This is a genomic window from Lactobacillus selangorensis (assembly GCF_001437205.1).
Taxonomy (GTDB): domain Bacteria; phylum Bacillota; class Bacilli; order Lactobacillales; family Lactobacillaceae; genus Paralactobacillus; species Paralactobacillus selangorensis.
The window spans coordinates 56,933-78,225 of sequence record NZ_JQAZ01000008.1 but is presented as its reverse complement, the minus strand read 5'-3'; the positions used below and the strand labels follow the sequence as shown (position 1 = coordinate 78,225).

Below are 21,293 nucleotides of genomic sequence, written 5' to 3'. Positions count from 1 at the left end.
ACGCTATGTTTCAAGCAATTTTATTCGATGTTGACGGCACCTTGGTAGATACGGAAGATGTTGTCATCCGCTCCATGCAGCAGATGCTCCACGACGAGCTCGGCCAAGATGTTCCCGCTGACCAGCTGACATACGTCTTAGGCATTCCAGGGACAGCAGCCATCAAGCCGTTTGCCAGCGATCCGGATGAGGCAGAACGATTATTAGCCGTGTGGGCTGACAATGACGCCCGCTTGACCCATGAGTCGCAGCTGTTTGCCGGCATCCGCCCCATGTTGCAGCAGTTACAAGCACAACCGATTCCATTAGGCATTATCACCTCAAAAACCGATGCCGAATGGCAGACACAAATGCCCCGCTTTCAGCTTGAGCCCTTCTTTAACCTGATTGTCACGGCATCGGATACGACGGAACATAAGCCGACGCCGGTTCCCCTCCAATACGCCTGCCGCAATATGCAGTTGACCCCAGAAAAGACACTGTATATCGGCGATTCAATCTATGATATGCAAAGTGCCCATGCGGCCGGTGCCCAGTTTGCGCTGGCCGGCTGGGGTGCCCACCCCAATCCTGAGTTTGCTAAAGCCGAATATCGGCTGGAACAGCCGGATGATTTATTGAAACTCGTTTCACATGAAACATCGGGGCGGACATTTTAAAAGGAACGCTCTATACTGGGTTTGAACTGAATCGAAAGGAGCGTTTATGATGTCCGCACACAATTCAAAAACAGCCGTCGTCACTGGCGGCGGCACTCAAATCGCCCATGATCAAACTAAGGCACTCGTTGCCCAGGGCCTGAACGTCATCCTGCTAGGGCAGGAACCGCTGCAGCTGATGGCCGTCCGTGAGGAGCTTGGCACCCAAGTCATCCCCTATCAGATCGACACTGCGACGACCTTCGATGAACCTTTATGGCACCATTTCATCCAGAAACGGGTCCCCAGCGTCAGCTTGATGCTCTTCAATCTCGACACACCGCAGGAAGATTCGCTCGACGCCGATTTCGAAGCCGTTATAAATGCGACTGCCAAGAATCCCTACTTCATCCTGATGAACGCCGTAAAACAACTGACGCCTAATTCTCAAATTGTGACCGTTACCCTGCCCAAATTTAAAATCGACAAAATGCCATTTTATCGTGGTGCCCTTGCCGCTCAACAGCAACTGTTCCAATCCATCGGTGCCTTTATCCAGTACACCCCTAAACAGGAACATCAGCCAGCTGATTGGTTGAAAATGGCCAAGGGTGAGGAAGTCCCCGAATGGTTAAGAATTGATAGCAACGATCGGTAATGAAAAAACCTTCGCACATGCGAAGGCTTTTATTTTTTCGGCTGAATATGATTGCGATCCATCTCAGCTAAAACAATGTTGAAATTGTCCCAGCCACTTGTATCGTTGTCTTTGACGGCCGGTTCGACAATTTTACGAATGACCTGCAAATAACCAGGATCGACTCGTTGTGGGTCCGTTACCGACACCAAGACACTGAATTCCTGATGATGCTTCTGAAAATAGTCCACCAGCCGCCGATTGGTAATCATCAGCACCGTGTCGAACAACGTCCCATTGACCGTGCTCTTGCCATCGTTCAGTGCCTGCATCCCCGTCGTCAGCGGATCTTTGATTTCCCACAACGCATTGATGTCATGCGTCACTTGGCTGGCAATATTCAATGCCTGTGAATATTCAGCTGCATTGTCATCGAGCTGTTTTAAATCATCGACTCGTGCCTGCCGTTCCGCCACACAAAAATCGATGAAATCGCTGATGCTCATAAATTGATCTTCCATTGTCATCACTCGGCCCCCTTTTGGATTCGGCTCCATCGTAGCAGAGATGGACGGAAGTAGCTACTGGAAATCGATGTTAATTAACAAATTATATATTAAGCTCTACGACAGTCTTTACAAAAATGAAACGCCACTAAAAAAGACCCCGCACCTGATTGTACGGAGTCTTTCTGACTGTAAAGATTAGTAAGCTGATTTTTCGTCTTCTGGCTGGTAAGGATGGATCGTAACACCCTTGACAACACGGTTGACGGTGCCGGTTGGCGATGGTGTGTCTGGTGTGTTGCCGACTTTGATTGAGCAAAGTAAAGCAAAGGTCTGTGCGACCATAACATCAGGCAATGCCAAGTAGCCTTCTGGCAAGTTCGGGTCGCCGGTCTTGAATAAGAACGACTTGCCGCTGAAGTTTTCATCCTTGGAAACGCCAATGGCAATTTCGTCACGAGCAATCTTGTCGCCATGGATTTCTTCCATGATATCAATGTCGTATTGACGTGTGTAATCATTGTTGTTCAAGAAATCGAAGACCAGCGTATTGTCATTGACGAATGACTTGGGACCATGACGGAAGCCCATTGAGGAATCGAAGATGGTAGCTAAGCGTCCAGCTGTCAATTCGAGCACCTTCAATTGTGCTTCACGAGTCAAGCCCATTAAACTGCCTGAACCCAGGTATGCAATCCGGTCGAAGCCTTCGTTGACCCAGCTTTGAATTTCGGGTTCGCGTTCGATGACTTCATGGCCCATCTTAACGATGGTTGCGGCATATTGTTCCTTTGTCGCTTCGTCGGTTGTGTCGAAAATCAGCATTGCGGATAAGGACATGCAGGAGAAACTCCCCGTCATGGCGAAGCCTTTATCGTTGGCACCGGCTGGTTGTAAGAGAACTAAGTTGTTGTCTTCGTTTTCGGCCCGTTGTGCTAATTTGCCTTCTGGAGCACATGTGATTGTGATTTGATAGAAGTGCTTAATCAATTGTTCGCCTAATTCAACGGTGGCAACACTTTCTGGACTATTGCCGCTCCGTGAGAAGGATACTAAGATTGTTGGCACATCGGCTTCGAAGTAGTCATATGGTGAAGCCACGATGCTGGTTGTCGCAATGCTTTCGAACTTGAAACGGCTGCGATCGCCATGCAATGTCAAATATGGTGTCACAGTGTCACCGGCATAAGCAGAGGTCCCGGCACCTGTGAAGATGACCCGTACGATACCCTCATTTTCATCAGAAATTTTCTTCAAGAAAGCCTCAATCTCGCTTTGATGATCTTTGTAAATCTGAACGGTTTCTTCCCATAATTCTGGCTGCTGTTCAATTTCGTGCGTTGTAATCCCTGCACCCATTGCCTTTAAATCTGTGTCACTCTTTTCAAACATACTAGTCTCCTTCTTTCCTAAATTCGATCAAAACAGTTTCTAACGCTGCTAATGAATAATCAATTTGATACGTCTGACCCTCTTGACGGACAGCCATTGTTTGGGCACCTTTACGTGTCTGAACAGTGACCTCTTTGACGTGCGGCAGCTGGCCGTTGTCATGCCACTTAATCTGCGGAGCGGCATCCAGCGAGAAGTTGGCCACCAGCATTTGATTGTTGGATACCACCAGCTTGCAGGCTGGCATGTCGACTAGATAAGCCGCATCGTCGGCAAGGATCTGTTTTAACTGCAACGACCGATAATCGTTGTACTGTGCTTCCCAGCCGTACTTGGCACTGTCATTGAGCGGCAGCAGTAAGTATTGGTGGTCGATTGCCGTCAGCATTGGGCCGAGTTCTTGCCCATCGGCACTGCAAGCCATTGACAATACATCGACTTCATCGCTGGGCTGATAAGCAATCTGAAAATAATCACCGGTGTGCGACAGCATCGTAATGCGTGTCTGTGGTGCGGCCACCGTTTGTTCGAACGACTGATAGCCGGTTCGAACGGGATGCCATTCGCCCGATTCGGCATGAATCAAATCGCCTAAACCACGCTCTAAGAGCACCGCTGCCGATTCGCCATCCAAGAGCAATAAGTTGTCTTGGAATAGCTGCCGGATTTGTTCAGCGGATAAATCACGTAAAAATTGACCTGAGATTGCAACAACCTCATCGTGAAACTGTGTGTTAGCGGTCATTACAACGGGTGTGACTGCGAATCCAAATGTACCAAGCAATTCGAGCCACTTTGTTTCATGTGGAACTAATTCGGCAATTTCTCGACCGGCCGTCGTATGGACGTGATAAGCAGCGTCCTGCGACATTGGCACTTTGATACCGGCCAGGTGATCGATGTCGATACGAGTAGCTGCCATGGCATTGAGCAATGGTTTGCTTTCCGCCAACATATCAGCATACTGGTCATTTTCATCAACACCGTTGCCCATCATATCGAACAAGTTGAGCATGATTCCGGTGGCGCCGGCCATGCCTGCCGTTTCGATTTGAAATTGGGTGAAGCGTCGTGACTTCACATATGGCGAATACATGTAATTCTCTAATTCCGGATACAGTGTTACCTGATTTCCCAGAAAAGCTGCCGTCGTCCGAGTGTATTTTTCAAACGCCCGACTGTATTTCAGGGGTGAAATCTCATTGTAAGCCGGCAGATGCGGCCGGGCCAGCTCCGTTGCCTGGTTCCCGCTTAAGGCAGCAAACAGACCATGCCAGTCACGGGCCTCGACACAATGCCAGTCAGGATAGGACGTCATCAGTCCTAACAAAGTATTGGGCGAAACACGATGGACTTTTTCTTCAATTAAATGAGCAACGTGTTTCATTTCCTGACGGGCCACTTCAAGATATGCCTGCCGTTCCGGTGTCACCGCACCTGGCTGCAACAACTTGCGGACAAATTCAGAACGAGTAATCGGATGTCCCAGCACTTTGGCATATTCACGCATGTGGGCTTCACAGAAACAGCCCAAAGTCACTGGTGCACTCTTGTAATGCCGAAAATCATCTTCCAGCCACAAGGTATGCGGCTGAATCGTGGCATACTGGGCATACGAATCGCTGAGATATTCCTGCCATTTCGGATCGCCTGGACAGGCAATCGATTCGGTAACCACCCCTTGGTAATTGACCAGCGTGTGAAAACCGATTTCAGGCGCAACATGCCGGCCGCGATCGCCATGGTTCAGTGTCGTCCAGGGATTCAAACCGATTTCGATCTGCTTGTCCCGCAACGGCTGCGCAAATTTTTGAATGGCATCGAGCCATTGTTGTGTTTGCGCTGGCGTCAGGAAACTTTGGTTGAGTTCTTCCGAATTGATGAAGAATACGACCTCATCAATTTGTGCCTGCTGGCAGAAAGTGACAAGTTGTTCAATCTGTGTCTTTGTATAATGCTGCGGATCGAGAGTAAAGCGTAATGCGTAATGATAAGTCATCCTGGTTACCTCATTGTTGGGTTAATCTTCATCCTCGTCGTCATCGTCACTGCTGCTCAGTTTCTCATTGATATCGATTACACCGTTCTTGCCGGCTTCCATCAATTCTTCCTTATTAAAGGTTGTGCCCAGCAAACTCTGGTTGACGTAATCGATCAGCATCGGCAGGTTCAAGCCGCTGACAACTTGCAGCTGCGGATATTGTGCCATCAGACGAACGACCACGTTTGACGGTGTGCCGCCTAATAAATCAACGATTACGACAGTCGGTTCATCATTATCGCCGGCATCTAAGAAGGCTTGTGCTTCTTTCATCAGATCGTCTGGACCTTCACTCGGCTGCAAGCCAAGTGCTTTCGTGTTTTCGATGGTGCCTAAAATCAATTCGGCACTCTTTAAAGTTTCGATGGCCATATTGCCATGGCTGATTAGTAATAAACGCATTCTGGTTCCCTCCTATGATTAAAAAAAGCCGCGCTGAGAAACAAATCTTAGCTCGGCTTCCTGCTTTGTTTATTGTGGACCTAAGATTCCTAATGCTGACAATGCAATTGTAACGATGATCACGATAAAGATCGCACGTGTTGAAGTCATCCGTTTTCTGCCAAGCATCCAGTAAATGGCGCCGACAACTAATGCAGGTACTAACTTAGGAAGAATCATATCAATTTTATCTTGGAAATTGATGGCCATCTTACCAATGTGAGCGACATAAATAACTTTAACGTTGACCAAGGTTGCGACTAAGGCACCAACGATGAAGACACCAAGCAATGTAGCGGCATCTGTCAAGGCATTCAATGTGCCCTGCATCTTAGTAACTAAGGTAACTCCTTGTTTGTAAGCAAACTTCAGTTGAATCCAACGGAACCACATAATAACGAAGTCGACTGCCATCCATAAGAAGCACCCAACAGCATTTCCTTGAACAGCCATGTTGGCAGCAATGGCACCCATGATAGCTGGAATCAACGCAGCGAAGATGGAATCCCCAATCGCAGCGAACGGACCCATTAAACCAGCTTTCAAGCCGGCAACAGTATCGATTGAAGCAGTCCCTTCTTTTTCTTCAAGGGCTAAATCAATCCCAGTGATGATTGTGTTGAAGAAATTACTGGTATTGAAGAACTGATCCTGCATCTTCAGGACTTTCTTCAAGCCTTCCCGGTCGTCACCATAAATCTTCCGTAATTGTGGAAGCATGATGTACAGGTATCCGGAAGCCTGCATCTTTTCGTAGTTCCAACCCCATTGGAACAGGAAGAGGTTCCGAATGTTGATTTGTCTGAAATCTTTATCAGTTAATTGATATCCACTTGTTGGTGTTGGTACGTCAGTCTTCGTCGCCATTGATCTCACCCTCCACTTCGTCGCTAGTTTCTGTTACTTCTTCTTTAGTTGCGGCTGCGGCACCGGCAACTTTATCTTTTTCAATATCACGCTTGTATTGCAGAATCGCAAATGCTAAACCAATCAAGGCAATGGCGAGCATTGGCAAGCTGTTGAAGACAGTTGTGAATTTGCTGTCGACTGTTGTCAAGCCTGTGCCTAATGTCTGCAGACCTGTGAACAGGGTTGAGAACAAAGCTGTGATCATGAAACCAAGAATCAGGTAAGCAATGTGTTTCTTGACAGGCAAGTAGCGAAGCAAGATCGCAAACCCAACGGCTGGCAACAAACCACCGGCTGTTTGCAAACCATTGTTCAACCAGGATAAGTTTGTGTTTAAGTACTTAACAGCTGTGTTAACGAATGGACCACCAAATGCTAAGGCTAAGAAGACTGGAATCCCACGGGATAATGTCCACGGGATGACACCATAGAGATAATTGCGTTCGATACCTTTGAAGTCTAACTTATCGATCATATGGTCAACACGATGCTGGAAGTAGGTGTTGGTGAAACGAGCCAGAATATCTGTTTCAATCATTAAACTAGCAACTGGAACACCGATCGCTGCAACGGCGGTCTGCGGATTCATCCCAGCACCAATTGAAAAGGCTGTTGCTAAAACTGTCCCAGAGTTGGCATCGATCTTAGAAGCACCACCGAATGTCCCGACACCTAAAACAGTTAACTGTAAACTCCCACCGATGATTAAGCCGGCCTTCATGTTCCCCATGATGGCACCGGCAATTAAACCGGCCCAAACTGGCTGACTCAAACTTGTTTGCAATGTTAATTCATCCATGATCTGGTACATTGAGTAGCAGGTCAACAGTATAATTTGCCACCAAGCAATTGAACCCATTGTGAATTACTCCCTTCAGAGTTGTCTAGAAATAATAGCTAAAAAATTAAATTATTTGAACTTCTTTAATAATGGCATGAAGTCTTGAACTGGATCACTAGGTACCATTTGAGCGGTAAGCTTGACACCCTTATCGTTTAATTCATTGAATGCCTTAACATCCTCTGCATCGACATTGATCGAATTTGCTAATGACTGTGTGTCGTCGTTTTGCGACATGTTCCCAACGTTGATCACTGTGATCGGAACACCGTCATCGACCATTTGAAGCAAGATTTCTGGGCGCTTTGCAACGATGAATACTTTTTGTGAATCGTACTTGCCGGCCTTGATATGATCGGCAGCCCGCTTCTCATCCAAAATACTCAAGTTGACACCCGCCGGCTTAGCAAGTTTCAAAGCGGCCTTATCGACGTCGCTCTTTGAAACCTCGTTGTCGACGACCATGATGCGGCTGACCCCAAGCTTAGTTGTCCATAAGTTTGCGACCTGTCCATGGATCAAACGTCCATCGATACGTACTGCTGTAATTGCCATTGTTCATTCCGCCTTTCTGATGCAACTTTGGTAAACATTTATTTGTTTACCAAGTTAATATAAAGAATAAAAAGATTATTTGTTTACTACACAAATGATTATAAACCGCTTACAAATTTTTGTAAACCCTTTTTTTAATCAATTTTTAGCTTGAATATTGATTTATGGGGAGTAAAATTAAGTAAACAATATGAATATTTTTATGAATCAGTATATACCAATTTGAGGTGAATTCCCATGACTACTATTAAAGATGTCGCTGCACAGGCAGGTGTTTCCCCTGCTACTGTCTCCCGTGTCCTCAACCATGACCCGAAATTGAGTGTCAGCGATGAGACTCGGCAAAAGATTTTCACTACCGTTGATGAATTAAACTATCATGGCCGCAAATACCACCGCCGCACCACTAAAAACCATAAGATTGCCCTCGTTCAGTGGTATACCGAAAATGAGGAACAAGATGATCTTTACTATCAAAGAATCCGATTAGGCATTGAAAAGGCCCTTGAAAAAAATCATTACGAACCGGTTCGCCTCTTTAAAGACGTCTCGGCTGCTAGTTCAACCGACTTTGCCGGCACAATTGCCGTCGGAAAATTCAGCGATCCGCAGATTGATGATATTTTAAATTTGTCGCCGCACACGATTTTTGTCGGCTATAATACGATTGCTCATGGCATCGATAGTGTCACTGCCGACGTCGATGACGCCATGCAGAAGGTCATTCAAACCTTTCTCGACAGCGGCATCGAAGATATCGGCATGATTGCCGGCACCGAACAAACCAGTGACGGTCTGGTGACGGTCAATGATCAGCGAACCGATTCGTTCCGCAATTTTTTGCAGACCAAAGGGTTGTACCATCCTGAATTTGTTTTTAGTGCGCCCTTTACGGCCGATGATGGCTACAACGCAATGAAACAAGCCATCAATACCCTAGGCGATCAGCTGCCGCATGCTTTCTTCATTGCAAACGATGTGATGGCGATGGGCTGCGTCAAAGCCCTCCAGCATGCCCATTTGGATATTCCCGAACGTGTCAGCCTGATCGGCTTCAATGACAATGAACTGGCGCGCTATCTCTCCCCAAGTTTGACGACGATTCATGTACCGACTCATGAAATGGGTGCTGAAAGTGTCTACCTATTAAAGCGGCGGCTGCATGACCCGGAAAATTCACCGGCACTCAACGTCCGGTTGCGAACCAATCTGATTCTGAGAAGCAGTACCTTAAAGTAGACGCATTTCCGCCAATTCGACCCCACTTGCAGAAAAACATGGTTTAATAGAAGTGAATGCAAAAGATTGAAGGGGTATGTATGGTCGATACAAAAACAAAATTGGGTCCTTTTCAGTTTCAGAATGTGGTCATGAATGCAGCTGGGGTGCGCAGTTTCACGACCGAAGAATTAGATAAATTAGTGCAATCACAAGCTGGCGGCGTAATCGCCAAAAGCACTTCTCAAACTTTCGAACAGGGCAATCAGGCGCCACGTTACGCCGATACCGATCTAGGCAGCATCCATTCAATGGGGCTGCCACGCGAAGGTTTGTCTTACTATTTGGATGCAGCTTTGAAACAGCAGGATCAAGTCAGCAAGCCCCTCTTTTTGTCAGTCAACGGCAAAAATCGGGATGACAATCTCGCTATGCTGCAGCAGATCAACGCTAGTCATTTCAAGGGCATCACGGAATTGATGCTGGCCTCACCCTATTCGCCGCAAATTTCACTCGGCTATCGGGTAAACGATATGGATGCCCTTCTGAAGGATGTTTTCAGTTTCTTTACGAAGCCACTGGGCGTCAAACTGCCGCCCTACTTTGATGAAGATTTATTCGACCAAGTAGCTGCTGTGTTGAATCGTTATCCATTGCTCTATGTAAACTGTATCAGCGGCCTGCCGAATGGACTCGTTATCAATCCGCACACCGAAACAGTTATGCTGCGCCCGCAGCATGGCTTTGGCAACATCGGCGGTCAGTACGTCAAACCGACGGCACTAGCTAATGTGCGGGCTTTTTATAAACGACTGGATCCCAAAATTCAAATCATCGGGACTGGCGGTGTCCAAACAGGCGAGGACCTCTTTGAACATATCCTTTGCGGCGCAAGCGTCGTCCAAGTCGGCACTGCCCTTTCCAAAGAAGGTCCGCATATTTTCGGCCGGCTGACTCGTGAACTTGAAACGATCATGCGACAAAAAGGCTATGAACATATAGACGATTTCAAAGGCAAATTGAAGACTTTGGATTGAAGAACTTTAAACCAGAATCCCAGCCTTAAAATGAATACATCAGTAAGGTCGGTTTTTTGGAAGACGTTTCTAAAAAGCAATTCGCAGCGATGGCGTAAGTGCTCTGTGCACAAAAAAAAGTTCCTTAAATGCAATTTTGCATTTAAGGAACTTTTTTTATTGTTTGTTAATAAACTGCTTGATTTGTTGTGTCATCCGTATTCGTATCATACGAATTTCGAGCGGTTGAATCATCTGGGGCATTGATGCCGGTCGTATCAGTACCGTCATAATCCGAACTCGAATAGTTCGATGAACCGGAACCCGCTCCGTAGCTAGAAGTACTGCTATCCGACTTTTTCGCCGTGCCGTTCAGCGCCGCTTTAACAGTGTAAAGCCGCTGATCGTTTTGATCGAGCACGTAATGGGTCTTGTTCCGAGTCGACGCATTCTTCGATAAGAAATCCGTATAGATGTTGTAATTCTTTTGTCCGTTATTTTCCGTTGTCGTGATACTGCTGTCAAAGAAGGTTGGATTCAGTTTATTCATCTGCGTTTCGGCATTCTTCAACGTTTCGGCCTTTAAACCTAATTCCTTGCGCAAACTGTTCGAAACCCGCCGCAATTCCTTAGTCGTGGCCACTTGATAAGAAGCACCGCCGATATAGGCATTTTCACCTTGGAGCTGGTCCTTCTTAATGTTCTTTGCCGTGGCTCGATATTCGGACTGCAAGGTCAGCATATCATCCAAGGTCAAGTTGGTGGCCATATTCTTCTTCAAGGTATTCATAATCTTGTCGAAATTAGTCAGCGTGTTCATCGACAACGCCGCTTTGACGATTGCCTTGATTACTTGCTGCTGCCGCTTTTGACGACCATAATCGCCTTCTGGATCTTCATGCCGCATCCGGGAATAGGCCAATGCCATCTTCCCATTCAGATGCATCTTGCCTTTCTTGAAGTGCTGCCCGCCGGTGGCCTCACTTGTGAACGAGAACGGCACATCGACATCGATTCCGCCGACCGCATCAACAATCTTGGACAAGGCGCCCATGTTAATGGTGACATAATAATCAATCGGCACATTGACTAGTTTTTCAACGGTCTTGATGGCCATCGTCGAGCCACCGATATTGTAGGCGGCATTGACCTTCTGTACATTCGTCTTCTTAGTCCCGATGATCTGGGCCATCGTATCACGTGGGATACTGGTCAGCGTCGTGGTCTTCTTCTGCGGATTGATCGTCGCAATGATCATTGTATCCGAATTGCCTTTATCGATCCGTCCGTCAGCGCCTGTATCGACCCCCAGCAGCAGAATCGCAAATGGCTTTTTATCCTTAATATTGGTCGAGACTTTGTTGCCATCGATCTGTTTAAAAATACTATTGGCCGTATCTTGCGTTTGTTCCCACAAACGCAGCGCATACGCCCCTACTGAAAAAAGCAGCACAAAAACGATCAGGATCGCAATTTTACGACCACGATGCAGATTGCTACGTTTATTTTTGTGAACACGTGATTCCACCGGTTCATGATTATCTTGCATAAGTAACTCCTTTGATGACAACTTCTCACTAGATATATATAAAATTATACTGTATTTTACCCGACGCACAACACTTTTGCCAAAAGATAAAGCAATCTTTATATTTGTATTTTGGGATTATGCTATGATGAAGCCGTAAATAATGCTAGCTTACCAGCGCTTCCTTAAATAAAACATAAAAGGAGTTGTTTTTATTGGCAACAATCAAAACCTTACCAGAACGAAAAGACACACCGGAGCCCCTCACATGGGACCTGACGAAAATCTTTCCGGATGATGCTGCCTGGGAAACGGCCTTTCAGCAGGTCCAGACACAAGCACAGCAATTGACAAAACTGCAGGGCACCCTAGGGAAGAGTGCCAAAAGTCTTGTGGACGGAATCGAAACGATTCTTTCCGTCTATCGCCAGTTCGAAAAAGTCTACGTTTATGCCAGCCTGAAAAATGACCAGGATACACGTGACAGCAAGTATCAGGGCTATGTGGCCCAAGCTCAATCGCTGGCCGCCGTTGTCGATACCAACAGTGCCTTTTTAGATCCTGAAATTTTGACGATTCCGACAACCACACTGGCCACCTATCGTGAAGCTTATCCTGATTTAAAACAATATGACCAGTTTTTGGATCAGATTCTCGCCAATAAAGCCCACGTTTTGCCGACCAAAGCCGAAGAGTTGATTGCGGCGGCGGGCGATGTGATGGCAAATCCGGAACAGACGTACGGCGTCCTCAGCAATTCCGACCTCAAGTTTCCAACGGTCACCGATTCTGACGGTCAGCAGATTCAGCTGTCGGCCGGCACGTACAGCAAGCTGCTGGAATCGCCAAATCAAAACGTTCGCAAAGAGGCCTTCCAAGCAACCTACAAAACGTTCGGTCAGTTTAAGAATACATTTGCCTCTACTTTAGCTGGTGAAGTCAAACGAAACAACTATCAGGCCAAAGTGCATGCCTATCCTAGTGCTCGTGATGCGGCGCTCGCACAGAATCATATTCCGGTCAATGTTTATGATACTCTCATTCAGGAAGTGCATGCCCACCTTGATCTGCTGCACCGTTATGTGATGCTGCGTAAACGAATCCTGCAAGTTTCGACTTTGCATATGTACGATCTGTATACTCCCTTAACTGGCACACCAGCCCTTTCCTATACTTATCAGGAAGCCCAGACGGAAGCACTGAAGGCACTTGCCGTGATGGGGCCCGATTATTTGAGTCACGTTAAAGACATTTTCAACCAGCGCAATATCGATGTAGTCGAAAACAAAGGAAAACGAACTGGTGCCTATTCAGGCGGCAGTTATGATACAGACCCTTACATTCTGCTGAATTGGCAGGATAATCTCGACAATCTGTACACGCTTGTCCATGAAACGGGCCACAGTGTCCACAGCTGGTACACGCGGCATAATCAGCCGTATGTTTACGGTGATTATCCGATTTTTGTTGCTGAAATTGCTTCGACTACGAATGAAAACCTCCTGACAGATTATTTGCTGAAAACACAAACCGATCCACAGGTCCGTGCCTACATTCTAAATTATTATCTCGATGGTTTCAAAGGAACGGTTTACCGTCAGACCCAATTTGCCGAATTCGAGCAATTCATCCATGACAGCGACCAGCATGGCAAGGCTTTGACAGCGGATTATATTTCGAAAGAATACCTGCGTCTGAACCAGCAGTATTACGGTGCGGCCGTCGAATCAGACCCTGAAATTGCGCTCGAATGGGCCCGGATTCCGCATTTTTATATGGATTTCTATGTTTATCAATATGCAACTGGTTTTGCAGCCGCATCAACGTTGGCACAAGGAATCGCTTCTGAAAAAGACGGTGCTCGTGAACATTACCTCGATTTCCTGAAATCTGGCAGTTCGCAGATGCCGATTGCAACGATGCAAACAGCCGGCGTCGATATGAGCCGTGCCGATTATCTCGAGAAAGCCTTCAAACTCTTCTCCGATCGTTTGGACGAACTCGAAAGTTTGCTAGTCCGGTTGTAAACATTTGTTCTCCGACTAAAGCCCTTTCAAGCTCGAACTTAAGTCGGTCGCAGTTTCGAAATGGTTTCGTTAAGCTGAAGTAACAAAAGCAGAAAATAGATTTCAATTTGATGACAAGTCTATCGTTTCGTTTACAGACTGGCGATTTGACTGGTATTTTACCGGCTAGGTCGTTAATATGTTGTCTAACGCAACAGATAAATTTGTAAAGGATCGGTGAGAAAAAGGGTGATTTCATTGTTTAGGAAAGATAAACTTCATACGTCATTTAGAGGCAAGCAGCGCATCCTCACACCTGGAATTCAGTCTGAGGTTCCCCCATTTTTCGCAAATTACTTATGGAATTATATCGACGCCCTCTCACTGGAAACTTATTCCTTAGCCCACCTGCTTCATTTTCAAATTGAAAAAGCGGATGGCCTCTGCTACATCAACTTTTCCCAGGAAGCGCCCCATCAAAAGGAACAATTCAGCCTCAGATTATTTGAAGACGACCTGCTCCCTAACGAAATTCTGGTCGTCAACTCCCGTTATGAGCAGAAAATGATTCTGCCAGAAGAATACCAAATGTAAGCACCTTGGAACGCATTTAAAAACAGCACAAAAAAACACGCCGAAACGGCGTGCTTTTTAATTGCCTTAATGCATTGAATGCCGATGATACAAATAAGCACCGGCGTAAAAGAGAAATTCAATCAAAGCGATGAAGAAAGTCACTGGCCAGTTGGTCAAGTAGCCAAGGTAAAGGCCAGTCCAGACGCCGACCAGCGCACAGCCAATCGAAATGCCAATCATCTTTTGAATCGAATTGCCCAGATACTGCGCAACGGAGGCTGGTAAAGTTAATAAGATGAAGACCAGAAGCGAGCCGACAATCTGAGCAGCGATACTAACAGTGACCGCCAAAATCAGCAAAAAGTAAATCGACAAAAATCCTGTCTTCAATCGTTGGGATTGGGCCCCGATTGGGTCGTACGAATAAAAATTCAAGTAGCGATAGACCAGCAGAATCGAAATCAAAATAAGGGCGGATAAAACAACGAGCTGATAAACATCCTGCAGACTGATTCCGATGATACTCCCGAATAAAATGTTGGTCGCATAACTGGCACTTTTATTCGATAACGAAAGAAACAAAATTCCTAAGCCGATAAACAAACTCGAAACAGCGCTGATCGACGATTCCCGCTGACTCTCATCGGTTCCGAGCCGGCCGACGAAAATCGAACTGCCAATCGTAAACAGCAGCATTCCGTCTAATGGCGCAATGCCGGTAAATAATCCAAATGCCGCACCGGCAAACCCGATTTCTGATAACGTGTGCGATAAAAATGACATTCGTTGTGCAATGACGTAAACACCGACCAGGCCGCAAGTAATCGCAATGAAGGTACTGGCAATAAACGCATTTTGCATAAAATCCCAAGCAAACATATTTCCATTTCCTCCTTGATTTATTGAATATCCTGTGTCGTATCGAGCTGGTCGATCGGCTTTTCTTCATACTGACCATTGCGGCGAATCAGCAGAAACTGATCGGCATACTTCTTCGCCAGCGGTAAATCATGGGTAATGAACAACACTGTCAGTCCATCCTGCTGGTTGAGTTTTTTGACCAGACCCATCAGCTCATTTTTAGCTTCGACATCAAGACTGGCCGTTGATTCATCGAGAATCAGCAGCCGTGGTTCATTGACGATGGCCTGGGCGAGATAAGCTTTTTGCTTTTCACCGCCAGAGGCTTGCCCCATCGAGGTGTTGTCGATATTTTCGATTCCCACCTCTGTCAGAACATTGGTAACTCGCTGGTGTTCCTTTTTAGTCAGCCAAGGCCGTAAATGCAGCAGGTTCAGCTCGACAAAATCCCGCATCGACAGCGGATATTCTTCCGAAATATTCCGAAACTGCGGGACATAACCAAAGCGCATCTTTTTCGCAGGAACATCGAATTGAATCGTGCCCCCTTCAGGTTTGCGCTGACCGGTGACAGTTCGAATCAGGGTCGTTTTCCCGACCCCATTTTCACCAATAATGGCTAAGAATTCGCCCGGTTGAACGGTCAGATTTAAATGCTGAATCAATTTGCGATCGCGGAACGCAATCGACAAGTCTGTGATTTTCAATAATGGTTTCGTGGTCATCTCATTCACTCCTTGTTTTGAATCTTTTCGACTTGATCATACTGCTTTGTCATCCACTCTTGATAGGTCATGTGAGCCGGCAGCGTTTCGGTCACTTTAACGACTGGAACTTTGTACTGTTTGCACAATTTAACCATGTTGCGGATGACGGTATCATCAGTCTGAGTGTTTTCCACAAAAAAGGCGATTTTATGCTGCTTGATATCCTTCTGCATGGCCGCAATATCAGCTGGCGATGGATCAGTGCCGTTTTCAATTGCTTTGGCAAAATGTTCGTTGCTGATTCGATAGCCCATCGCACTTAATGAATAATTAAAGACCGGTTCGCTGACTGCCACTTTCTGATGGTGGCTGTGCTGCTTTAAGCGCTGAATCTGCTGCTGGAGCGGCTTCAGCGTCTGCAGATAAGCCTGCCCATTCTGCTCAAAAGTACTTTTATGCGCCGGGTCGATTTTGCTATCAGTCTTGACAAGCCATTTGGTCAGTTTAATCATCGTGGTTGGTTCATACCAGACATGCTCATTGGCACCGTCCTTTTTATGCAGCAGCTGGGTCCCAATTGCTAAAGTCCATTTGGGAGAATTGGTGGCATTGATCAATCGGGGCATCCAATCGTCATAGCCTAATCCGTTATACAGAACGACTTGCGCCTTTGAAACGGCCTTCGCATTGTCAGTCGTCGGGTTATAATCATGCGGGTCGATCGCCGGATTGTTGATAATCGAAGTCACATGTCCATAACGACCGGCTACTTGTTTAGCCACCTGCCCATAAAAATCGAGCGAACTGACGATTTGAATCTTCCCGTTCGCAGAAACTGTTTGTTTCGTTGAACGTGCCTGACAGCCTTGTAAAAGGACGGCCGTGAGGAGAATCAGAACGAGCAAGCCGCCCCAAATGCGCTTTTTTTTCATGCTGTGACGCTCCTTTTCGTCTCTAAAGAGGAATGATTACTATTAAGCATAATTTTATTTTACCGGTTTTTTTGAACATGTCAAATAATGGCGGGTATTTTACTGGCAATTTAACTTCATTTCTTCCATAATGAAGTGGAAACAGAATCGCCGAGGGGGTTGTCCAAATGAGTAATATGCAAGGTAGTGTGACGGTCGACGTGATCTTAGTCATTCTTTATGTTGCTGTCATCGTTTGTTTACTGATCGGTCAGAGTATGTTGTCCATGTACCTGATGGGGATTGGGATGCTGTTAGATGCCGTTGTTTGTTTGATCACGGATCTGCACCATAAAAACTCTTAAAATTGGATTAGAAGGTCTTTAAAAAAACACTTCAGGCAAGCATTTTTGTTTGCCTGAAGTGTTTTTCGATTGGAAAAAAGTCCGATACGTTCACGTACCGGACCGCAGTTGATTTGATGGAATCACCGACATCCCCCCATGCGATGATTCCAGTTTGATTCTAACACAACAATTTTGACAAGACCCACAAGAGCGCTTATAAAATAACTAATATTTTTTAATCGTTATTAAACCGCTATTTCAAGCCTTCTTAGCGTTTTGGCAAGCTAGCACCCAAAAAAGAAGGAATGCATGCGATTTCAATGCTATACTTAAAAAGAACAACGATAAAGGAAGGCGATTTATGATGGCGCAGGAAACGATCAGTTTGATCAAGGCTTATTATCCCAACCTCAGTGAAAAAGAAAAAGATGTGGCTGATTTTATAATGCAATCGCCGCAAAAAGCGAGCCAGCTGACGATCCAGCAACTTTCCGGCGCCACCGGAGCTTCAACCGCCACCATCTCGCGTTTGGCTAAATCACTTGGTTTCAATAATTTTCAGGCCTTAAAATTAAATTTGGCCCAGCAATCTTCCTCACACGATAAAGCCAATCCCCTCTTTCGGGAAATCAATGATGACGACTCTTACTTAGTCATGGCCCAGAAGATTTTTGCATCCAATTCGGCAGCTTTAAAAGCTACTTTGCCGTTATTATCCGATGCAAGCTTGCAGCAGGCCGTCGAATATATCGTCCACAGCCATGAGCTCGGTTTGTATGGACTCGGCGCCTCTGCAATTGTAGCTGAGGATGGCTACCATAAGTTTTTGCGGACCAATTTAAATCCGGTTTTCAGCAATGATTTTCATATGCAGCTGATGAGTGCCGCCCGTCTGTCCGCTAAAGATGCAGCCATTGTCATTTCCCACACTGGCCGGGACCGTGACACCCTAGAAATTGCCAAATTACTGAAAAAGCATAACGTTCCACTAATCGTGATTACCAGTTTTGGCAATTCGCCCATGGCTAAAATTGCCGATGTCTGCTTCCTCTCGATTGCCGAAGAAACCAGCTATCGTGCCGAAGCCCTGCATGCCCTGATTGCCCAAATCAGCCTGATGGACAGCCTCTTTATGATGAGTGCCGTCAAGACCAGCGACCAGACCGAAAAAGTCTTCCAGCAAGTCCATGAAGCCATCAATAAAACAAGAATTGAACACTAGAGCGTGACAAGGTGCGGGTGGCAATGAGCAGAACACGACTTTGACGTGGCGAGTGTTTTAAACTCGCAAGGAAAAGTCAGTTCAGCGGAATTAACAGCACCTTGGAACGCGTTTTAACTAGAGCGTGACAAAAGTCGAACTGAGCATGAGGATTAAGGAAATTCGGAAAAAGGACCGCACTCTGGGCCGTTTTCCGAATGAACTTAACCGGAAGGCTCAGACTTTTGGAACGCGTTTAAATGAAAGCATACACAAAATCATCATTTCACGAAAAGCAGGTCTTAAAATGCAAACTTTGCATTTTAAGACCTGCTTTTGTTTTGACAGTATAAATATCTGTCTAACGCAGCCGTTTGCTTCGTTCATGACGGTCATAACGCCATAATATCACGGCGTACGCTAGATAGAGGATAAAGGCCCCGAAACTGATCCCCGAACAAGGCCGCAACCCTGGCACTCGATAATAAAAGGCCACTTGGTGCTCCCCTGGTTTCAATGGAACACCCAAAAAGCCGCCGACAACCCGAATTGGTTTAACGAGCTGTCCATCCACAAACGCCCGCCAGCCGGAATCATACGGAATACTCATAAACAGCACCTTATTTTTCGTATTGGTAATCCGGCCGCTCAAACGCTGACTGTGCCAGTTCTGCTGAAGCTGGAACTGCGAATGCGACAGCTTTTCAATATTGGTCCGGAACAGTTTCAGATTCAGTGTCTGGAATTTTTCCGATAATTGAATCTGCGGCTGTTTCGTATCGAATGTGAAGTGGAACGATTGCCCTTGTTTGTAGTCGCCGACACTCAAAACGGCCTGATTGACGACTCGGAGACGGGTTTTCTTGAGCTGCCCATTGACACGAAAACGGGATTTTTCGATATCCACCTGCGGAAAGTAGACATACAATGGCCCGCTGGCCGTTGTCCGAGCGTGAATATCATAATGATAAACCTGATTCAGCTGGTAGGAACGAACACTTTCAATCTGAACCGGATTAAAATATTCTGCCTGATCGCCGAACATGTGATTCAGCATCATCTGCTGGTTCTGTAACGCCGCATCAGGCTGCAGAACCACCTGTTTGATGCTTGGCGAAACGGCGTAACCGATGCCCAGTGTGCTGGCCATATGCTCATGGAGCGAATCATGATCGAGGTCCATGCTGAGCCGGTACTTGATATCGAACAGCGAATCAGTGACATAGGTCGTCCCAACGGTGCTGATTCGACGTGCATTCTTACTATAAAAGCCCAGTTTCTGCAGCGTCGAACGAGTCTGTTCATTGAGCGTCGAACTGTACAAGTTGACCCCATTCAGGTCAAACAGCAGCGGATCGTTGTAATTGTTATACGGTTCCTGAAAGGCCGCATTGATCAGCGAGTTTTCATTGTTGACTCGGTAAAAGGCCTTCCCTTTCGGCTTGGTCTTCTTCAAATAATTCATTTCGAGCGTGTAATTATGAGCATAAACCTGCTGGTCGCCAGTTTTGGCTGTTTTGAAACTGCCATAAAAATTGGCGCCCAATTCACCGACGACAACGATGCCCAGCAAGAACGCCCACAATAAATGGGTCTGGTGCAAATGGGTGCTCATGTACAGCAGCAGCATTTCCAGCGTCAGAATGACAAGCGTCTGCAGCAAGTAATGGTCTTGGACTGGATACGGCCGTGCCTTCGCCAAATACGCAATATGTTCGGAAACATAGCCTAAAATAATCAGGGCCGCTGCGATAACGCTGCTGCGGCCTAACCATTCCGGTTCATGCTGCCATGGTTTGGTCAGCCAGAACTCGTATGCCAGAAAAATGCAGACAAACGAGAAAAAGTAAGCATTGCGATACGGGAAGCCATTCGGCAGCTGAAACATGTGCCAAATCGTATTCAAAGTCCCAATCCATAAACTAGCAGCCAATGCCAGAAATAATCCGATTGATACTTTCTTGCGGCCCTTCGCAATCTGTTTCGAACCGAAAAAGCCGATTAACAGCACAAAGATGAAAATGCTGATGTAGACACTCGGATTATGCTGCAAATGCTGCGTATAATCGCTGCCGACAATTCCGAACTGACTGAATACCGACGTCCCGAAACGCGGTGTTGGTAAAAAGCTGTGCCAGTTAAAGTGCTGTTTCCCCGTTTTCAGCATTCCCAGCAAAGCGGGGACCAAGATAAATAAAGTCATCACGCCGGCAAAGAGCGAATCTAATCCGTACTGCACCAGCAAACGCTGTTCTCCGTCCCAAAAATGGTGGCGGTGCTGCTGATTTTTCCGCAGTTCCAATAAATAGATGAAGTAGCAAACAGAAAAGAGGCACGTCATGTACCCCATGTAATAATTGGTGACGATTGTCAGCCACAAGCTGAACACATACAGTTCGCTGTGATACCCATTGGCAAGCCGTTGCAATCCCAACGCCACTAACGGCAGCAGAATGACACCATCGAGCCACATCACATCATAAAAATACATTGCCACAAAACCGCACAAACTATAGGCCGCCGCAAATAGCAACGTTGAAACATGCTGCTGATGGTAGGTCAATTTCAGAAACAGTGCCATCGTCAGGCTGGCTGTGCCGACTTTAAGCAGGATAATCCAGCTGATTGCCGTCGGTACGGCTGACGCCTTGAAGCAAACGAGCAGTAAGTTGAAGGGGCTCAATAAATAATAGGCCACTAACGGCAGCACATTATCCCCTAATGATAATGAAAAAGAATACAGGCTCAGCTGGTGCGTAATCAGCTGATGCCGAAACTCGGTGAAAAACGGAATGTACTGGGTCCCCATGTCGCTAATTAGCAGGTTGCGGGTCCCGAACGGTGTCAAATTCAGCGCCCAAAAGGCAGCCATTAAGGTCAGCAGCGCCAGCAGAAAGGCACACAGATAGAATAAACTGCTTTGCAAAAAATGCTGCATGCGTTGTTTCATCGTGCCCCGTCT

19 protein-coding genes and 1 pseudogene are annotated in these 21,293 nt (G+C 46.4%); 8 read left to right on the top strand and 12 right to left on the bottom strand.

The window, feature by feature from the left end; translation table 11 throughout:
• Nucleotides 1-5: 5 nt before the first annotated feature.
• Both IV40_RS09660 and IV40_RS09655 read left to right on the top strand, forming a co-directional pair.
• Nucleotides 6-659, top strand: coding sequence for an HAD family hydrolase (locus IV40_RS09660; protein WP_057771044.1), 654 nt, complete (start codon nt 6-8; stop codon nt 657-659).
• A 49-nt stretch (nt 660-708) separates the two neighbouring features.
• Nucleotides 709-1,296, top strand: coding sequence for an SDR family NAD(P)-dependent oxidoreductase (locus tag IV40_RS09655; RefSeq protein ID WP_057771042.1), 588 nt, complete (start codon nt 709-711; stop codon nt 1,294-1,296).
• A 29-nt stretch (nt 1,297-1,325) separates the two neighbouring features.
• Here IV40_RS09655 and IV40_RS09650 read toward each other — a convergent pair whose 3' ends face one another.
• The 7 genes from IV40_RS09650 to IV40_RS09620 form a co-directional block, all read right to left on the bottom strand.
• Nucleotides 1,326-1,802 (bottom strand): hypothetical protein, encoded by a 477-nt coding sequence (locus IV40_RS09650; protein ID WP_057771040.1) that lies wholly within the window; start codon nt 1,800-1,802, stop codon nt 1,326-1,328.
• Between the two features lie 177 nt (nt 1,803-1,979).
• Nucleotides 1,980-3,173, bottom strand: coding sequence for an AgaS family sugar isomerase (locus IV40_RS09645; RefSeq protein WP_057771038.1), 1,194 nt, complete (start codon nt 3,171-3,173; stop codon nt 1,980-1,982).
• Nucleotide 3,174: 1 nt separating this feature from the next.
• Nucleotides 3,175-5,172: a hypothetical protein gene (locus tag IV40_RS09640; RefSeq protein WP_057771036.1), complete on the bottom strand. Its 1,998-nt coding sequence runs from the start codon at nt 5,170-5,172 to the stop codon at nt 3,175-3,177.
• A 21-nt stretch (nt 5,173-5,193) separates the two neighbouring features.
• Entirely contained in the window at nt 5,194-5,616 is a 423-nt protein-coding gene (locus IV40_RS09635; protein WP_057771034.1) for a PTS sugar transporter subunit IIA, read from the bottom strand.
• Nucleotides 5,617-5,685: 69 nt separating this feature from the next.
• Nucleotides 5,686-6,522: a PTS system mannose/fructose/sorbose family transporter subunit IID gene (locus IV40_RS09630; RefSeq protein ID WP_057771032.1), complete on the bottom strand. Its 837-nt coding sequence runs from the start codon at nt 6,520-6,522 to the stop codon at nt 5,686-5,688.
• Nucleotides 6,506-7,423 carry a PTS mannose/fructose/sorbose/N-acetylgalactosamine transporter subunit IIC gene (locus tag IV40_RS09625; protein WP_057771031.1) on the bottom strand — a complete coding sequence of 306 codons (918 nt, stop codon included), beginning with the start codon at nt 7,421-7,423 and terminating at the stop codon, nt 6,506-6,508. The genes IV40_RS09630 and IV40_RS09625 overlap by 17 nt, the downstream gene beginning before the upstream one ends.
• Nucleotides 7,424-7,474: 51 nt before the next feature.
• Nucleotides 7,475-7,960, bottom strand: a complete 486-nt coding sequence (locus tag IV40_RS09620) for a PTS sugar transporter subunit IIB (protein WP_057771029.1) — start codon at nt 7,958-7,960, stop codon at nt 7,475-7,477.
• Between the two features lie 237 nt (nt 7,961-8,197).
• Between IV40_RS09620 and IV40_RS09615 the strand changes: the two genes are divergently transcribed.
• Both IV40_RS09615 and IV40_RS09610 read left to right on the top strand, forming a co-directional pair.
• The gene (locus IV40_RS09615; protein WP_057771027.1) at nt 8,198-9,199 is read left to right on the top strand and encodes a LacI family DNA-binding transcriptional regulator; all 1,002 of its coding nucleotides are present in this window, start codon (nt 8,198-8,200) and stop codon (nt 9,197-9,199) included.
• Nucleotides 9,200-9,279: 80 nt separating this feature from the next.
• Nucleotides 9,280-10,215 carry a dihydroorotate oxidase gene (locus tag IV40_RS09610; protein WP_057771025.1) on the top strand — a complete coding sequence of 312 codons (936 nt, stop codon included), beginning with the start codon at nt 9,280-9,282 and terminating at the stop codon, nt 10,213-10,215.
• A 475-nt stretch (nt 10,216-10,690) separates the two neighbouring features.
• On the opposite strand, the pseudogene IV40_RS09605 reads toward IV40_RS09610, so the two are convergent.
• Nucleotides 10,691-11,743 (bottom strand): annotated as a pseudogene (locus IV40_RS09605) (LCP family protein); the annotation flags it as partial.
• A 203-nt stretch (nt 11,744-11,946) separates the two neighbouring features.
• Here IV40_RS09605 and pepF point away from each other — a divergent pair.
• Complete coding sequence (pepF, locus tag IV40_RS09600; protein WP_057771067.1) at nt 11,947-13,749, top strand: oligoendopeptidase F; 1,803 nt, start codon at nt 11,947-11,949, stop codon at nt 13,747-13,749.
• A 237-nt stretch (nt 13,750-13,986) separates the two neighbouring features.
• A complete protein-coding gene (locus IV40_RS09595; RefSeq protein ID WP_057771023.1) occupies nt 13,987-14,322 on the top strand; it encodes a DUF960 family protein in 336 nt (111 codons plus the stop codon).
• A gap of 66 nt (nt 14,323-14,388) precedes the next feature.
• On the opposite strand, the gene IV40_RS09590 is transcribed toward IV40_RS09595, so the two are convergent.
• The 3 genes from IV40_RS09590 to IV40_RS09580 are packed head-to-tail and all read right to left on the bottom strand — an operon-like array spanning nt 14,389 to nt 16,804.
• Entirely contained in the window at nt 14,389-15,183 is a 795-nt protein-coding gene (locus IV40_RS09590; RefSeq protein WP_057771021.1) for a metal ABC transporter permease, read from the bottom strand.
• Nucleotides 15,184-15,203: 20 nt separating this feature from the next.
• Nucleotides 15,204-15,890, bottom strand: a complete 687-nt coding sequence (locus tag IV40_RS09585; protein ID WP_057771019.1) for a metal ABC transporter ATP-binding protein — start codon at nt 15,888-15,890, stop codon at nt 15,204-15,206.
• 5 nt (nt 15,891-15,895) lie between these two features.
• Complete coding sequence (locus IV40_RS09580; protein ID WP_057771017.1) at nt 15,896-16,804, bottom strand: metal ABC transporter solute-binding protein, Zn/Mn family; 909 nt, start codon at nt 16,802-16,804, stop codon at nt 15,896-15,898.
• A gap of 167 nt (nt 16,805-16,971) precedes the next feature.
• Between IV40_RS09580 and IV40_RS10810 the strand changes: the two genes are divergently transcribed.
• Entirely contained in the window at nt 16,972-17,148 is a 177-nt protein-coding gene (locus IV40_RS10810) for a hypothetical protein (protein WP_156404276.1), read from the top strand.
• 346 nt (nt 17,149-17,494) lie between these two features.
• Nucleotides 17,495-18,352 carry a MurR/RpiR family transcriptional regulator gene (locus tag IV40_RS09575; RefSeq protein WP_057771065.1) on the top strand — a complete coding sequence of 286 codons (858 nt, stop codon included), beginning with the start codon at nt 17,495-17,497 and terminating at the stop codon, nt 18,350-18,352.
• Nucleotides 18,353-18,692: 340 nt separating this feature from the next.
• Here the strand turns inward: IV40_RS09575 and IV40_RS09570 are convergent, their stop codons facing one another.
• Nucleotides 18,693-21,281 (bottom strand): YfhO family protein, encoded by a 2,589-nt coding sequence (locus IV40_RS09570; protein WP_057771015.1) that lies wholly within the window; start codon nt 21,279-21,281, stop codon nt 18,693-18,695.
• Between the last annotated feature and the right edge of the window lie 12 nt (nt 21,282-21,293).